This is a genomic window from Streptomyces sp. NPDC026589 (assembly GCF_040638385.1).
Lineage (GTDB): Bacteria > Actinomycetota > Actinomycetes > Streptomycetales > Streptomycetaceae > Streptomyces.
In genome coordinates, this window is the sequence record NZ_JBEZYG010000002.1 from 24,261 (window position 1) to 39,912 (window position 15,652).

12 protein-coding genes are annotated in these 15,652 nt (G+C 69.6%); 2 read left to right on the top strand and 10 right to left on the bottom strand.

Features of this window, described 5'->3' with window-relative positions; translation table 11 throughout:
- Position 1 precedes the first annotated feature (1 nt).
- From AB0F29_RS03135 to AB0F29_RS03160, 6 genes are all read right to left on the bottom strand, one after another.
- Positions 2–907: an ECF transporter S component gene (locus AB0F29_RS03135; protein ID WP_361867056.1), complete on the bottom strand. Its 906-nt coding sequence runs from the start codon at positions 905–907 to the stop codon at positions 2–4.
- Positions 904–2,649, bottom strand: a complete 1,746-nt coding sequence (locus AB0F29_RS03140; protein WP_361867058.1) for an ATP-binding cassette domain-containing protein — start codon at positions 2,647–2,649, stop codon at positions 904–906. The genes AB0F29_RS03135 and AB0F29_RS03140 overlap by 4 nt, the downstream gene beginning before the upstream one ends.
- Positions 2,646–3,893: an energy-coupling factor transporter transmembrane component T gene (locus AB0F29_RS03145; RefSeq protein ID WP_361867059.1), complete on the bottom strand. Its 1,248-nt coding sequence runs from the start codon at positions 3,891–3,893 to the stop codon at positions 2,646–2,648. Before AB0F29_RS03145 ends, AB0F29_RS03140 begins: the two co-directional genes overlap by 4 nt.
- Positions 3,890–4,603 carry an SCO2322 family protein gene (locus tag AB0F29_RS03150; protein ID WP_361867754.1) on the bottom strand — a complete coding sequence of 238 codons (714 nt, stop codon included), beginning with the start codon at positions 4,601–4,603 and terminating at the stop codon, positions 3,890–3,892. Before AB0F29_RS03150 ends, AB0F29_RS03145 begins: the two co-directional genes overlap by 4 nt.
- 95 nt (positions 4,604–4,698) lie before the next feature.
- Entirely contained in the window at positions 4,699–5,949 is a 1,251-nt protein-coding gene (locus AB0F29_RS03155; protein WP_361867061.1) for a prenyltransferase/squalene oxidase repeat-containing protein, read from the bottom strand.
- 372 nt (positions 5,950–6,321) lie between these two features.
- Positions 6,322–7,377 (bottom strand): MBL fold metallo-hydrolase, encoded by a 1,056-nt coding sequence (locus AB0F29_RS03160; protein ID WP_361867062.1) that lies wholly within the window; start codon positions 7,375–7,377, stop codon positions 6,322–6,324.
- Between the two features lie 191 nt (positions 7,378–7,568).
- On the opposite strand from AB0F29_RS03160, the gene AB0F29_RS03165 reads away from it, so the two are divergent.
- Together AB0F29_RS03165 and AB0F29_RS03170 are read left to right on the top strand one after the other, a co-directional pair.
- Positions 7,569–9,038 carry an aldehyde dehydrogenase gene (locus tag AB0F29_RS03165; protein WP_361867064.1) on the top strand — a complete coding sequence of 490 codons (1,470 nt, stop codon included), beginning with the start codon at positions 7,569–7,571 and terminating at the stop codon, positions 9,036–9,038.
- Positions 9,038–9,271 (top strand): ferredoxin, encoded by a 234-nt coding sequence (locus tag AB0F29_RS03170; protein WP_361867066.1) that lies wholly within the window; start codon positions 9,038–9,040, stop codon positions 9,269–9,271. The genes AB0F29_RS03165 and AB0F29_RS03170 overlap by 1 nt, the downstream gene beginning before the upstream one ends.
- A gap of 17 nt (positions 9,272–9,288) precedes the next feature.
- Here AB0F29_RS03170 and AB0F29_RS03175 read toward each other — a convergent pair whose 3' ends face one another.
- The 4 genes from AB0F29_RS03175 to AB0F29_RS03190 are packed head-to-tail and all read right to left on the bottom strand — an operon-like array spanning position 9,289 to position 15,620.
- Positions 9,289–9,732 carry a hypothetical protein gene (locus AB0F29_RS03175; protein ID WP_361867068.1) on the bottom strand — a complete coding sequence of 148 codons (444 nt, stop codon included), beginning with the start codon at positions 9,730–9,732 and terminating at the stop codon, positions 9,289–9,291.
- Between the two features lie 34 nt (positions 9,733–9,766).
- Positions 9,767–14,503 (bottom strand): putative T7SS-secreted protein, encoded by a 4,737-nt coding sequence (locus AB0F29_RS03180; RefSeq protein WP_361867069.1) that lies wholly within the window; start codon positions 14,501–14,503, stop codon positions 9,767–9,769.
- Positions 14,503–15,138 (bottom strand): hypothetical protein, encoded by a 636-nt coding sequence (locus AB0F29_RS03185; protein WP_361867071.1) that lies wholly within the window; start codon positions 15,136–15,138, stop codon positions 14,503–14,505. Before AB0F29_RS03185 ends, AB0F29_RS03180 begins: the two co-directional genes overlap by 1 nt.
- Positions 15,135–15,620: an SseB family protein gene (locus AB0F29_RS03190; protein ID WP_361867073.1), complete on the bottom strand. Its 486-nt coding sequence runs from the start codon at positions 15,618–15,620 to the stop codon at positions 15,135–15,137. The genes AB0F29_RS03185 and AB0F29_RS03190 overlap by 4 nt, the downstream gene beginning before the upstream one ends.
- Between the last annotated feature and the right edge of the window lie 32 nt (positions 15,621–15,652).

Below are 15,652 nucleotides of genomic sequence, written 5' to 3' on the forward strand. Positions count from 1 at the left end.
TTCACGGTGAGCCGGGGGCCGTCCCCTCGGGCTGCTTCCCGGACTGCTGCTTCCCAGGCTGCCTCTCGGGCTCCTCCGGCTCCCCGAACACGGCCCGCGCGTCGAACGCGGCGCGGCGGGTGGCCCGGCGCAGCGCCCTCAGCAGCGTCGGTCCGAGCGTGACCGTCAACACCACGGTCAGCACCGCCCGCCCCAGGTCCCAGCCCAGCGAGGTCGTGAGGTAGTACGCGAGGAAACGCACCAGGTTCTCGTGCAGCGGGTCGTCCCCGTCGAACGAGATCCCCGAACCGATCCCCGTGATGAGCGGCCAGCCCTGGAGGTTCATCACCACGCCGTACGCGAACGCCGCCACGCAGCCGTACACCGCGAGCATCGCCGGCTCGGCCCGCCCGCGCAGCCGGTCGGCCCCCGGCAGCAGGCCCGCGCCCATGGTGAACCAGCCCATCGACAGCATCTGGAACGGCATCCAGGGCCCGACCCCGCCCGTCAGCAGCGCCGAGGCGAACATAGTCACCGAACCGAGGACGAAACCGAACCCCGGGCCCAGCACCCGTCCGCTCAGCACCATCAGGAAGAACATCGGCTCCAGGCCCGCCGTCCCGGCGCCGAGCGGGCGCAGCGCCGCCCCGACCGCCGCCAGCACCCCGAGCATCGCGACGGCCTTCGCGTCCATGCCGGACTCGGAGATCGTCGCCACCACCACCGCGACGAGCAGCGGCAGCAGCGCCGCGAACAGCCAGGGCGCGTCCTGCGCGTGCGCCAGCCCGGACCCGGTGTCCGCCAGCAGCGGCCACCCGAAGGCGACGACGCCGACGGCGCTGGTGAGCAGCAGCACGGCGACCGACTTCGGCCCGAGCCGCACCGGCCGGGCCGCCTGTTCCCGGACGACGGCCTCCTTCTCGCTCATACGCCCGCCGCCAGCGCGCCGCGCACCTGGGACACGGTCAGCCACTCCTGCGGGGCCAGGATCTTCGCCGTCTGCGGGGCGAACGCGGGGGAGGAGACCACCACCTGTCCGGTCGGACCGTCCGCGACGACCTCCCCTTCGGCGAGGATCACCACCCGGTGCGCCAGCTCCGCCGCCAGTTCCACGTCGTGCGTCGCCAGGACGATCGCGTGCCCCTCGGCCGCCAGACCGCGCAGCACGCCGACGAGCCGGGCCTTCGCCGCGTAGTCCAGACCGCGGGTCGGCTCGTCCAGCAGCAACAGCGGCGGGCGGCCCGTCAGCACCAGCGCCAGGGCCAGGGCGAGCCGCTGGCCCTCGGAGAGGTCCCGGGGGTGGATGTCGTCCCCGACGCCCGGCAGCAGCTCCGACACCAGCGCCCGACAGGAACCCTCCGCCGCGCCCGCGTCCCGGTCGGCGGCGGCGCACTCGGCGGCCACCGTGTCCGCGTACAGCAGATCGCGCGGCTCCTGCGGTACGAGACCGACCCGGCGCACCATCGCCCGGGGGTCCGTCCGGGCCGGGGCCAGGCCGCCGACGCGCACGGTGCCCGCGGTGGGCTCGATCATGCCGACGAGCGCGCCGAGCAGCGTGGACTTGCCGGCCCCGTTGCGGCCCATCAGGGCCACCGTCTCGCCCGGGGCCACGGTGAGCGTCACCCGCCGCAGCGCCTCGACCCGGCCGCGCCGCACCCCGAGCCCGTCGACCCGGGTGACCGGATCGGCGACCGGGGCAGCCGGGGCGCCGGCCCCGCGCCCCAGGAGCCGGGCGAACCGGCCGGGCCGGGGGGCGTGCGCCACGGGCGGGGGCGCGACGGGCCGACCGGACGGCGCCTCCGGCATCCCCGGTACCTCCGGGGGTACGGGCGGCTCCTCGCCGGGGGGATCAGCCTCCGCCAGCCGCTCCCGCAGCCCGCCCGCCCCGCGCCGGGCGTCCCGTACCGACAGCGGCAGCGGGTCCCAGCCCGCGAGCAGTCCCAGCTCGGCCACCGGGGGCCGTACCGGCGACACCTTCATGATCTCGGCGGGCGGCCCCATCACGGGGGCGGCGCCCGGGGCGGGCAGCAGGACGACCTGGTCCGCGTACTGCACCACGCGCTCCAGCCGGTGCTCGGCCATCAGAACGGTCGTGCCCAGGTCGTGCACCAGCCGCTGGAGCACCGCGAGGACCTCCTCGGCCGCCGCCGGGTCCAGCGCGGAGGTCGGCTCGTCCAGCACCAGCACCCTCGGGTGCGGGGTGAGCACCGAACCGATCGCCACCCGCTGCTGCTGGCCGCCCGACAGGGTCGCGATCGGCCGGTCGCGCAGCTCGGCCAGGCCCAGCAGATCGAGCGTCTCCTCGACCCGGCGGCGCATCACGTCGGGGGCGAGACCCAGCGACTCCATGCCGTACGCCAGCTCGTCCTCGACGGTGTCCGTGACGAAGTGCGCGAGCGGGTCCTGGCCCACCGTGCCGACCAGATCGGCCAGTTCGCGGGGCTTGTGCGTACGGGTGTCGCGGCCGCCCACCGTGACCCGGCCCGAGAGCAGCCCGCCCGTGAAGTGCGGGACGAGCCCGGAGACCGTACCCAGCAGAGTCGACTTGCCGACACCGGAGGGGCCGACGAGCAGGACGAGTTCACCCTCGGGGACCGTGAGATCGACGTCGGACAGCGTGGGGCGCTCCGTGCCCTCGTACCGCACGGAGACCCGCTCGAACCTGATCACGCCTGCTCCTTGCTGGGACGAGCCTGTTTACCGGTCCCGTGCGTGGACGGCTTCCCGGCTCCGTGCGCGGACGGCTTCCCGGTCCCCTGCGCGGACGGTTTTCCGGGCCCGTGCGCGGACGGCGGCAGGGGGGCGACCAGGGCGGGCAGCAGCCCGATCAGCACCGCCGCGGCGGGCCACAGCGGCAGCACCGGCGCGACCAGCGGTACGACACCGGGGCGCATCGCGTCCGGATTCACCGCGCCCGCCCAGATCATCGCCGCCGCGACCACCGCACCCGAGCACGCCACCAGCCAGGCCCGAACGCCCCACCGGTCGGGCCGGTACCGGGTGCGCACCGAGCGCCGCCCGCCGAGCCGCAGCCCGGCCATCGCCGTGACCAGACCGGCCAGCAGCAACGGCAGCCCGTACACCGCCCCCTGCGCGGCCAGCAGCCCGTACGTGCCGGCGCACACACCGAGCAGCCCGCCCAGGGTGAGGACGTTGGTGGTGTGCCGGACGGCGGCCGGGACCTGCGCCGTACGCCCGTACCCGCGCGCGTCCATCGACGCGGCCACCGCCACCGACCGCTCCAGCGCCCCCTCCAGCACCGGCAGCCCGATCTGCGCCACGGCCCGCACACCGCCGGTCGGCCGGCCCCGCAGCCGGCGCGCGGTGCGCAGCCGGACCACGTCGGCCACCATGTTGGGCGCGAACGTCATCGCGACCACGACGGCGACCCCCGCCTCGTACAGCGCACCCGGCAGCGACTTCAGCAGCCGCGCCGGGTTGGCCAGCGCGTTCGCCGCGCCGACGCAGATCAGCAGCGCGGCCAGTTTCATCCCCTGGTACAGCGAGAAGACCAGCTGTTCGGCGGTGACCCGGCCACCGATCCGCACGCCCCGCGCCCAGTCGGGCAGCGGCAGTTCGGGGAGGACGAACATCGTGTGGGAGCCGGGGATCGACGATCCGAGGAGGACGGAGAACAGCAGCCGCACCGCTACGACGAACAGCCCGAGCTTGACGAACGCGCCGTACGAACGGGCCCACGGCGCATCCGTCCGCCGCGCCGCCACCACATAGCCCGCCACCCCGACCAGCAGCCCGAGGAGCAGCGGGTTCGTCGTCCGGGACGCGGCGGTGGCCAGACCCAGCGCCCACAGCCACCACGCCCCGGCGGGCAGCGCGTTGCCGCGGTCCGCCTCGGGGGCGTGCAGGGCGCGGCGCAGCAGCCGGGCCGGAGCCGGGGCGGGGGAGGCGGTCACCGGCGGCGGCGGGCCTGGACCACGGCGGCGACGCCCAGCAGCAGGACGGCGGCGATGCCGACGAGGAGCCCGACGGACGGACCGCCGGCGCCATCGGATGACCCGTCGTCCGAGTCGTCGGCGGGCTTCGACGTCTCGCCCGTCTCCGCGGGGGCGGACGGCTTCGCGCTGCCGTCCTCGCCGGACACCTGTTCGCCGCAGCCGGCCTTGGGGTAACCCGAGATCGCGCAGAGCATGGCGCTGCTGTCGTACCGCAGCGGCTTCGCCACCGCGGCGAGCGCCTCCGCGCTGCTGGCGTCGGGTGCGACCTGCGCGCACGCGGTGCGCGGGGCGGGCGGCTTCTCCCCGTCAGGGGCGTCCGCCGCCGTACCGGGGTCGATCACCAGCGCCACCCGCTTCTGCCCGTCCTTCGCCGGCGTGCCCGCGCAGATCGTCCCGAAGTCGGGGGCGCGGCGCGGCTGTGCGGCATCGCCCGAGTCCTCGCTCACGGCGAACCGGAAGCCCTGGACCGCGCCGTCGTCCGGGCGCAGCAGCGACGGCCCCTGGGTGGCGTACTCCCAGTTCTTGCCGTTGCCCTCCCAGAAGGACCAGTAGCGGTAACCGGAGGCCTCGGCGCTGCCCGCGCCGAGGAGGACGGCCGAGGCGGCGACCAGGGCGGCCAGCAGGGCGACGAGAGGATTCCGCAGCCGGGCGACGGCGGGATTCCTCAGCCGTACGGCGGCGGGGTTCCGAAGCCGTACGGCGGCGGGGTTCCGAAGCCGGGCGACGGCGGCGTTCCGCGGTCGCGCCGGGACCGTCGTACGGCTCACGGCTGCTGCTTCTTCCGACGCATGCTCAGCACGAAGCCGATGCCCGCCCCGGCGACGAGACCGAAGCCGATCAGCCACCCCAGACTCAGCCCGCTGTCGTCGCTGTCGGTGCCGCTGGAGGGCTGCGGGCCGGTCGGCGTGGGCGAGGGGAGGGCGGTGGCGGCCGGGGCGGGGCCCATCGTGTTGAGCTGCTTGACGAGGTTGACGCCGCCGAAGCTGCGGGCGTCCGCGCCGGTGGCGTGCGCCGCGAGGATCAGCTGTGCGGTGGCGGCCGGGCCGCTCTGCTTCGCCCAGTCGGTGGCGTTCTTCTGGAGCCAGGCGACGGAGGCCTCGGCCCTGTCCGTGTGCCCGGAGGCGGCGAGCGCGACGACCGCGTCCGCGGTGTTGCCGTAGTCGGGCTGCGGCTCGGTGTTCTCGGCGCCCGGCATCGGGGCCTGCTCCAGGTACGGCGACTTCTTCAAGGCGTCCGCGAGGAAGAAGGAGCCGTTCTGGGCGGTCTGCTCCGGGCTGAGGTCGTCGCCCTTCGTGCAGGAGGGGTCCTTGACCGCGTTGGACGTGCCGGAGGCGATGCCCTTGCCCATCAGGCCGAGCACCGAGGCCGCGGTGGCGTCCAGGTTGGCGGTCAGCTCGCCCTTCTTGCCCGGCTGGTACGCGAACGCGCCGCCGTCCTCGTCCCCGCAGGGGATGGCCAGCGACTGGAGCGCGGTGTACGGGGTGCTGCCGTCGGCGGTGGTGAGCTCGTTGACCGGGACACCGGTCCGGGCGAGCGCGCCGATCACGATGGACGTGGAGTTCGCGTCGCTCGGGCTGCCGGGGTTGTAGCCCCAGCCGCCGTCCTCGTTCTGTACGGACTTCAGCCAGTCGGCCCCGTTGTTGGCGTCGTCGCGGCGCTGGTTGATCTCGACGAGGGCCTGCACGGCGACGGCGGTGGCATTGGTGTCCATCACCGTGGAGGCGTCACAGGGCTTGGAGGCGTCGCGGTACGAGGTGAACGCGCCGCTGTCGCACTGCTGGCCCACCAGCCAGTCGACGGCGGCGGTGGACGGCGTGACGTACTCGATCTTCTGCGCGAGGAAGGCCAGCGACTGCCGCCACACCCCGTCGTACGTGGGGTCCGTGGTGCCGTAGAGCCCGGCCGGCAGCTCCGCGGACGGAGAAGGACTCGGCGCGGCGACCGCTACAGGTGCGGCCGCGCCCAGGAGCACGGCGGTGGTCGCGAGCGCGGCTGCGCTGCGGCGTACGGTCATGGCTGGCTGGGCCTCTCCTGCGAGGGCCGGACTCCCCGGGCTCACGAGATCCCCGGGCTCCGGCCCCGTATGCCTCGACGGTGCCGGCCACCGGGGTTCCGGTGGCCCGAGCCGGTCACGCTCCGCGGCGGGCGGTCCGGCTGCCGTCGGGCGGACGGGTCACGGCTGGGGCACTGCGCCGGATTCCCACCGGCTTCCCCCTGTACGGGCATGATGACGACCTGCCCACTCTACCGGTCCGCGGCCGGGGGACGGGGGCGTGGCCGGGGGCGCGCGCCACGACGGTGATCGGACGGCGGTGTACGTCACCAGGGGCGTGGGCGACGGCGGTGATCAGACGGCGACGTCAGACGGGGACGGCAGACGGCGATGTCAGACGGCGATGTACGTCACCGGGGGCCCGCCCGGCACGGCCTCCGCGCGGCCGAGCTTCACGAGCCGCCGCAGATGGGACTCGGCCTCGGAGACGGCGATGGACCGCGAGCCGTGCGGGATCTGCTCCCAGGGCCGGTTCCACTCCATCCGCTCCGCGAGCTGCCACGGAGTGAGGGGCGTGGCGAGCAGCGCGAGGAGCCCGGTCAGCCGCTCCTCGTGGTGGTCCAGCAGCTCCCGCACCCGCCCCTCCGCGTCGGTGAACGCGTACTGGTGCGCGGGCAGCACCTCGGCGACCCCGAGGCGGCCGATCCGCTCCAGCGAGGCGAGGTAGTCGCCGAGGGGATCGGTGACCGTCGTGTCGTCGGGGTCCTCGTACAGCCCGATGTGCGGACTGATCCCGGGCAGCAGATGGTCCCCGGAGAACAGCCGCCCGTGCCCCGCCAGGTCCGCCGGATGCCGCTCCTCCAGATGGAGGCAGACGTGCCCCGGGGTGTGTCCGGGGGTCCAGACGGCCCGCAGCCGCCGCCCGGCGAGGTCGAGCAGTTCGCCGGGCACGATCTCCCGGTCGGGCAGGGCGGCGCGCAGACCCGGCAGGGTCCCCAGCCGCCCTCCGCTACGGGCGGCGCGCAACGGGGCGAGGTGTTCGTCCGGCGCGCCGACTGCGGCGAGCTTGCGGGTGAGGTAGTCGAGCCAGGTGCCGGGCTCGGATTCCCGGGTGCGCCGGACGATCGCCGTGTCGGCCTCGTGCATCGCGATCCAGGCCCCGGACGCCTCGCGGACCCGGCCGGAGAGACCGTGGTGGTCGGGATGGTGGTGGGTGATGACGACGCCGTGGATGTCGGCGACGGCGGTGCCGAGGGCGGTCAGCCCGGAGACCAGGGTCTCCCAGGAGGCCGGATCGTCCCAGCCGGTGTCGATGAGGACCGGCCCCCGGTCGGTGTCGACGAGGTGGACCAGGGTGTGGCCCAGCGGGTTGTCGGGGATGGGGACCTTGATGCTGTGGACGCCCCCGCCGTGGTCGGTCACCTGCGTCGCCTGCGTCACCTGCGTCATGGGCTCCCCATCTCCGTACCGGCCTCCACTGTAACGAGAACTTGTTCCAGTGGTATCCCAGGTTTCCCAAATATTCGCCCCTGGATGCGGTCCGCGCCGTGGACTCCTCGAACGAGAACTGATATCAGTTCTGACGAACAGTCAGTCACGGTCACGGTTACGGGTGCACGGGTTCGCGGGAGGCAACAGCCATGACGGAACTTACGGAGCTTGTGGAACACGGACACCTGTTCATCGGCGGGGAGTTCACCGATCCGCTCGGCACCGAGGTCATCGAGGTGATCTCCCCGCACACCGAACAGGTCATCGGCCGCGTGCCGCACGCCTCCGAGGGCGATGTGGACCGGGCGGTCGCCGCCGCCCGCCGCGCCTTCGACGAGGGCCCCTGGCCGAGGATGGGCCTGGACGAGCGGATCGCGGTGATCACCCGGATCAAGGACGCCTTCGCCGTACGCCACGAGGAGTTCGCGCGCCTGATCAGCGCCCAGAACGGCACCCCGTACAGTTCGAGCGTCATGGTGCAGGCGCTGGCCGCGATGATGGTCTGGGACTCGGCGATCACGGTGGCGCGCGACTTCCCGTACGAGGAACGCCGCGACGGCGTCCTCGGCCCCCTCCTGGTCCGCCGCGAACCGGTCGGCGTGGTCGCCGCGGTCGTCCCGTGGAACGTCCCGCAGTTCACGGCCGCCGCCAAGCTGGCCCCGGCCTTGCTGGCGGGCTGCACGGCGGTCCTGAAGGTCTCACCGGAAACCCCCCTGGACGCCTACCTCCTGGCGGAGATAGCGGCGGAGGCGGGTCTGCCGCCCGGGGTCCTCTCCATCCTCCCGGCCGACCGTGAGGTCAGCGAATACCTGGTGGGCCACCGGGACGTGGACAAGGTCTCCTTCACCGGCTCGGTGGCGGCCGGCCGCCGCGTGATGGAGGTGGCCTCCCGCAACCTGACCCGCGTCACCCTGGAGCTCGGCGGCAAATCGGCGGCGATCGTCCTCCCCGACGCAGACCTGGAGGCGGCGGTGGCGGGCATCGTCCCCTTCGCCTGGATGATCAACGGCCAGGCGTGCGTGGCGCAGACGCGCATCCTGGTCCCGAACTCCCGCTACGACGAGATGGCGGAAGCCTTCGCGGCGGCGGCCGGAGCCCTGCGCGTGGGCGACCCCCTCGACCCCACGACCGAACTGGGCCCGCTGGTGGCCCGACGCCAGCAACAACGCTCCCTCGACTACATCCGGTTGGGCCAGGAGGAAGGCGCCAAGATCCTCACCGGCGGCAACCGCCCCCCTACCCAGGAGCGAGGCTGGTACGTCGAGCCCACCCTCTTCGGCTCGGTGGACAACTCCATGCGCATCGCCCGCGAGGAGATCTTCGGCCCGGTGATCTGCCTGATCCCGTACGAGGACGAGGCCGAGGCCGTCCGCATCGCCGACGACTCCCCGTACGGCCTCAGCGGCAGTGTCTGGACAGCCGACACGGAACGCGGCATCGACGTGGCCCGCCGGGTCCGCACGGGCACGTACAGCGTGAACACCTTCAGCCTCGACATGCTCGGCCCCTTCGGCGGCTACAAGAACTCCGGCCTGGGCCGCGAGTTCGGCCCCGAGGGCTACGGCGAGTTCTTCGAGCACAAGATGATCCACCTGCCCGCCGGCTACCGGGAGGCGTGATGGGCGACCGCTGGCACGTGGAGGTCGACCGGTCGGTCTGCATCGGCTCCGGCATGTGCGTCAACCACGCCCCGGACGCCTTCCACCTGGACTCGGCCCGCCAGTCCCACCCGACCGCCGAGGACCGGGACGCGGGCGAGGAGGTCCTCGCGGCGGCGGAGGGCTGCCCGGTGGAGGCGATCACGCTGACGCTGGCGGGGTCGGGGGAGGTGGTTTTTCCGCCGGAGGAGTGAGGGGCGGCCGGGCCGGCTCAGTCGAGCGAACGCACAATGATCCAGTACGTATCCTCTTCCTCCGTTACCGCACACAGGTGCGTCCCATCTGCGGACAACGCCACAAACTCGGGAGTTCCGGTCGCCGCAGCAATGCGCGACGGCAGGCCAGGGGGTGCGATGTCCTTGACCGATACCCATCCGACGGTAGACCCCCCACTCCCCGGCGGCACAATGAAGAACTCGCCGGAACCTGGTTCGGTGAGTGCTGACCGTGTCTTTTCGTGCCACTGCCGATCGAGCTCCTCCAGAGAATCTTGGCCTGCTGCATCGATGGATACGGTTGGCTCAATACCTATGCCCGCGACCATTTGAATAGCCTTCGTCACAGACGGTGCCGCAGTCGGGGCCTCAGTGTCCGTGATTTCCAATCCGCAGCCCTGCAGCGTTCTTTTAATTTTCTGTTCTTCGATATCGGGCACTTTGATTACTCCGTCCTATGATAGGTCGTACTGTTTAGCCTTCTTCGTAGAAGAAGTGATGATCTCCGCCAGGCTTATTTATTTTCCCATACCGCTCCATGTTCTCAGGGTAGCCGAAAGATCCGTCCCCGCGTTGAACCCTCGCGTTGTCCCAGCCGAAGTTGACCAGGCTTCGGCTGTCGTCGATTTTTGGCTTTCCTGCATGGAAATGAGGGCCGGCTGGATCGGAAACATGTTCCACTACCACGCGGGATCCTTGAGGTGTCTCGAATTGTCGAAAACTACCCCAGTGTGACATATCCTTTGAATATACATAGCCGGGGGAGTATTTCAGATTCTTGTCACCCGTGACCGTCCACTCGGCTATAGGGGTTTCTCCGTAGGGTACGCCAGCCGCTTTGAAGGCAGCCTCCTCTGCCTCGCCTCTCGTTGTGAACGGGTTAATCCTTTCCCCTTTTGGGGGGCAGGGGCCCAATCCGAGGGGATCTGTCCAGGTGTTCGGATTGGAGACGTAGGCGACCGGATTAGGGGAAGGCTCCAGACCCAGCGGATCACTCGTGAGATAGCGGGCGGTTTCCGGATCGTAGTGGCGGAAATAGTTGTAATGTAGAGCGGTTTCTGGGTCAAAGTACTGGCCCGGAAAGCGGAAGGGGACGTAGGTCGTGCCGTCCACGGCCCAGGCCGTGGCTCCCCAGAGGGTTCTGCGTGCACGCCAGGAAATATCGCCCGTCTCGTCAATTGCCTCTGTAGGGGCCCCGACGAGGTCCGTTACGATCGCGAAGAATCGTTCGTCAATGACCTCCTGCGGTTTATTCGCCGAGAATACTCGCTCCACCTGGGTGAGTGGGTGAAACCCTTCGTGATCCCAGGTAAGGGAAACCGGGTTGGGCAAGTCTTCTGCATGAGTAATCTGTTCGCACAGATTGCTTCCATCCCAGGTGAAGGAAATGTTTTCGGTGACCGTCTTGCCGTCTGCTGCCAACCGGTGCTTAGAAATTCGACGACCGATGGGATCGTAGAGGTAGCGCCAGCGAGTGCCGTCCGGGGTGGTCACGGCGGTGAGTCGATCTTCCGAGTCCCATGTGTAGCGCCATACCTCCGGCGGGCGGGACAGTCGGGTCTTCCGGCGCAGCGTGATGCGGTTCTGGGCATCGTATTCGTAACGGACGCGGCCTGCTTTTTCTATGCGCGTTCCCCTGTAAGTGCGTTCTCCCGCGGCGTCCTGACCGCCGGGGTGGCGGTGTGGCCACGATGCATACGTCTGATTGCCGGCCTCGTCGTAGGCATAGCTCTCGGACCAGCTCTCACCACTGACCCCGGTGACGCGGCCATGTACGTCGAGTTCGAACTGCTGATCACCGTCGGTGCAATCATGGATTGCGTTGAGATTTCCGTCCGCACTGTAAGCGTAGGAGCGACTGTAAAGATTCTTCTCCGACGTCACCACATGTTGGCGTACGACATGACCTAGCGCGTTGAATTCCTGGTCGATTGTTACTGTCTCGCCGAACTGCTGCCGCGTCCGTTGTCCGGCGACGTCACGTGTGAGCTCCACTTTGCGACCTGAGCTGATAATCTTGCTTCGGCGCCCGATTGCGTCATATTCCCAAGAGCTCACCAATCCTGATGGAGTTGTGCGTGTGCTACGGCGCCCCAGTTTGTCGTGCTCGAAATTGAGAGTTCGACCGTTCACTGTCTCCGACCTGAGTCGGCCGAACCGGTCGCGCAACCGGGTCAGTGTGGCGTCGGGTCCGACGGCGTGGGCAAGTTCATCGAAGATGTCGTACTCAAATGTCGTGACAGCGCCATCTGCATTCTTGCGGACAACCTGCCCCATGACATTATGTTCGTAGTGGATTCCCTGCCCGAGTCCGTTTCTGCGGAAGACTAGCCTTCCCGCAGCATCGTGGTCATAGGTGAGAGATCTGCCGTCGAAGTCGACTTCTCTGATCAGGCGTCCGGCGGCGTCATATTCGTAACTCCATTTCAGACCTTGAGGGTTGGTCACATCTGTCAATTGAAGGTTGCTGTCGTGCGTGTACTGATTACGTACGCCATCAGGGTCGATGCTGGCTGTGAGCAGATCGAAGGCGCCGTACTCGTAGCGGCTGGTCCTGCCCATCGCGTCGGTGTATGACAGGCAATTCCCTTCGCCGTCGTGGGTCCAGGACTCCTCGGCTTCATCAGGCCCGATCCGAAGGGCGAGTTGCCCTTCGATCGTCCACTGTCGATGACTCGTTCTTCCGAGTGGGTCAGTGACCACTACGGGGCGGCCGAATGGGTCGCGCTTGCACCGTGTCGTGGCACCGAGAGGGTTGGTGATCTCCAGTGGCAGACCGGCCGCATTATTGCGAACGACGGTGGTTCGGCCGAGGGCATCGGTCGCCGAGACTAGCCGGCCTGCCCCGTCATAAGTGAAGCGTGTGGTGGAGTACGGTCCTTCGGTGACGGATGTGAGATTCCCTCGCCGGTCATAACTCTGACGGAGGATGGTTCCGTCGGCGCCGGTCACCTTTACCGGCAAGCCGAGTTCGTTGTATTCGGTGGTGGAACGCCTGCTGTCTGGGCGGACAACGGCTATAGGTCGACCAAACCGGTCGTACTCGAAGCGGTGGACGTGGCCCAACGGATCGGTACGTGCAATGAGCCGGTGGTAGCGGTCGTACGCGAATCGGTTGACCGCCCCGAGGGCGTCGATCTCGGTGACGACCTGGGAGCGATCGTTGACCACGTAGTGCTTGGTGTGACCGAGACTGTCGGTCATGGACGTCATGCGCAGACCCGTTTCGGGGTCTGTGTCGTCCCAGGTGAAGCCGGCTTTGAGGTGGCCGTTCGTGCCCGACTGGTAGACGCAGCGGTCGAGATCGTCGTAGACGTACTCGTAGCGGCTGCCGTTGGTGTCGGTCCACGCGGTGATGCGGCCCAGGTCGTCGCAGTCGAAACGTATAGGCAGGCCGGAGGAGTTGGTGACCGCCGTGAGGTGGCCGTCCGTGTAGCCGTACCGCAGTATTTCCTGGTCGGCTCCATCCGGTGCGGCGCCCGCCAAATGCAGGGCGGTGACTCGTCCTTCGGCCGTCGTGAGTTTCAGGTGGTAGCCGCCGTGGTGGACGATGGACGTGGGGGCGCCCTCCTCGTCGTATTCGAAGGCGATCCAGCGGCCGTTGCGGTCGTCGATCTGGGCCAGGAGAGCCAGATCGGGGTTCTGGTCGGCGAAGTGCAGAACGTGGCCGGATTGCGGGTTCGTGATGGTGTAGCCGTCGGCCACCCGGTCAAGAGGCCATCGCCGTCCGTGTGTGGGCATGACGGGAACACCGGGCGCAGGGTGCGGATACGCCAGCAGGCTGCCTTGATCACAGCTGAACACCACACCCTGCGCGTCTATCTCAAGGCGTTGGTCGACTGTGCTCGACCAGCCGGTGCCGAACCAGCGACCACTCCGGCACGAGGAGTCGAATACCCGGGAGAAGACGAGAGGGAGAGACCCGGGGAGGGCAATGTCCGTCTGCGGCATGAGCATGCGCCCGGTCGCCACATCGATCGGATCGCCCGCGCACTTGACTTCGCCGCACTGCTTGCCGTTGGAGTCGGGCGACTTCTCGTGCCCTTCCCGCGCCGGCCCCGGCGGTTTCGGCGGCTCTTCGGGCCCGCCCCCCTTACGCAGCCCCGCCCGCAGGCCGCCCTTCAGCGCTCCGGCCCCCTTCGTTCCGACTGCCTCCGGGAGCAGGCGGCCGAAGAATTCGGTCGGGTCGCCCTTGAGCGCATCCCAGGCGCCCTCCAGGGCCCGGTCAGGGTTGGCGGCTGTCCTGGTCAGGCCGGAGAGCGTCATGTTGACGCCCTTGTACATCTCTGCGGGGTGAGTCAGGTTGTAGGGGTCGATCGGGTTCGTCTGGCGGAGGAAGCCCACCAGACCGCCGACACCCTTGAGCACGCCCCCGCCGAAGTGCGCCAACTCAACGCCCTGCGAGAGCCCGTAGTCGTACAGCTCGTTTTTGAGCCGGTCCGCTCCCTTCGGTTCCTTCGGCGCGTGCGCCATCGCCGCGGTGACCGTGCTCTCGGCCCGCCCGCCCGCTTCGTTGCGTATGCGGCGGGCGTCCTCCAGGTCCTCCTGAGCCTGCTTCCGTTTGGGCACGCCCGGGTCGGAGAAGGTGCCCGGGTGGGGGAGGGGATCGTCGCCGGTGCGGGCCGCGTTGTAGGCGTCGACCTTCTCGTTGAACGCTGAGACCGCCTCTTCGGAGGCCTGCGTGCCCTCCTTGTAGAGCGCGATCGCCGCCCGTGCCTTGCTCTGGGCGCTCGTGACAGCCGACGCGTACGTCTCCAGCGCCTTCGCAGCGTCCTCGAACGCGTCCGCCGCGCGCAGCCAGTCGGTGGGAAGCGTAGAGAACTTCGCCCGGAAGGCGTCCGCCGCCTCCCCACGCCACTGACCGGCATCGAGCTTCTTCATCCCGCCGCCGACGAGATCGAAAGCCTTCTGGAAGTCACGGAGGTTCTTCACCGTCGCGGTGATCTTCTCCGGCCTTCCATGAACCAGCTCGTTGGCTTCCTCGCTCTGCCCCAGCTGCTTCTCCCCGACCTCCGCGCCCAGCGAGGACGCGGTCTCGTCGCCCCAGTCCTCGACCTTGTCGGCCCAGTCGTTCGCGCCGACCTTGTCCAGCCCCGCGCCGACCTTGTCCGTCGCCGCGTCGACGCCCTTGCCCAGGAGTTCCTTGCCCTTGTCGAGACCCCGGAGGGTCCCGTCGACGACGCCGTCGAACCCTCCTCGCCAGTCCACCATCAGCGGTCCTGCCCCCAGCGCGGTTCCTCGGCCTGAGCCACGGTCTCCTGTGACGGATCGAGGTGCTCCTCAGCCCATGCGTCGATTCCTTCACGCTGCGCCGCGTCGGCCCCCGAAGCGTCCAGCAGCGCGTCCCCGACGTCGTATCCGGTGTCCTTCCACTGCTGCTTCACCTCGCCGTGGGCCTCGGTGAACGAGTCCACGCTCCAGTCCGGGTCGTCCCAGGCGTGCTGGTTGCTGATCGAGTCCCAGCTCATGCCCTTGACCTCGTCCTCGGACAGGTAGGGGTTCCCGTTGGTGGAGTTCACCACGATCTTGAGCGAGTCCTTGACGTACTGCTCCTGCTCCGCGAACGAGCCCACCGACAGGCCCAAGCCGGCAGCGAGGCCGTTGCCCCGCTGGGACAGCGCCCGCACTCCCCACTCCCAACGGTTGCAGAACGTCTCGAACTTCGACGTCAGCCCGCCGTGCCCCAACTCAAGCCCGGAGAGTGCGAGATCCGAGAAGCCGCGGCCCGCCGTCGCCTGCCCGGTCATGCCGAGTTCCTTCAATTCGGTGTGCGCCAGGTCGATGCCCTTCGCGATCTGCGCCAACGTCGCCGGCGGCACGTTCAGATCCGCGTTCTCCCCACTCATCCCGTCTCCCCCAGATCGACCGCGACATGGTCGGGCACGATGCCCGCGACCGGCGGAAACAACACGCCGTCCATGCTTCCGGCATCCAGCGCGACCCCCGCCGGACCCGGGAGCATCGGCACCATCACATCCAGCAGGCGCGCACCGAGAATCGTGCGGTACGTCCACTCCCGCTCGCCGTCGCCCTGTGCTTGGGCGAATCGTGCGAGGGCCTCCTCGTCCGAGAACGCACAGATCCAGCGGACGCCGTTCTGATCCGCCGTCCACAGACTCCCGTACGCGTCGAACGGAACGAGGACCGCCGCACGCCGGAACTCGCCGAGCAGAATCGCGAACTCGCGCCGGGCGGAAGACAGAGCTTCCTCGGGTTCTGGCTCCGGGCGTGCGGCTTTCGCCGGGGCCTCGGATACGGTCCAGTCGGCCAGATCGGCGAGCCTGGACCGGCGGCCGGGCTCAGGTATGTCATCCCCGTGGTCAGTCACCCACGGATGCTGTCACGGTGCTCTCACCTGGA

Coding starts and splice junctions, on each gene's coding strand:
- AB0F29_RS03160 (WP_361867062.1), bottom strand. CDS start 7,377: ATGACGCAGGTGACGCAGGCGACGCAGGTGACCGACCACGGCGGGGGC.
- AB0F29_RS03185 (WP_361867071.1), bottom strand. CDS start 15,138: ATGAGTGGGGAGAACGCGGATCTGAACGTGCCGCCGGCGACGTTGGCG.
- AB0F29_RS03155 (WP_361867061.1), bottom strand. CDS start 5,949: ATGACCGTACGCCGCAGCGCAGCCGCGCTCGCGACCACCGCCGTGCTC.
- AB0F29_RS03180 (WP_361867069.1), bottom strand. CDS start 14,503: ATGGTGGACTGGCGAGGAGGGTTCGACGGCGTCGTCGACGGGACCCTC.
- AB0F29_RS03135 (WP_361867056.1), bottom strand. CDS start 907: ATGAGCGAGAAGGAGGCCGTCGTCCGGGAACAGGCGGCCCGGCCGGTG.
- AB0F29_RS03170 (WP_361867066.1), top strand. CDS start 9,038: ATGGGCGACCGCTGGCACGTGGAGGTCGACCGGTCGGTCTGCATCGGC.
- AB0F29_RS03165 (WP_361867064.1), top strand. CDS start 7,569: ATGACGGAACTTACGGAGCTTGTGGAACACGGACACCTGTTCATCGGC.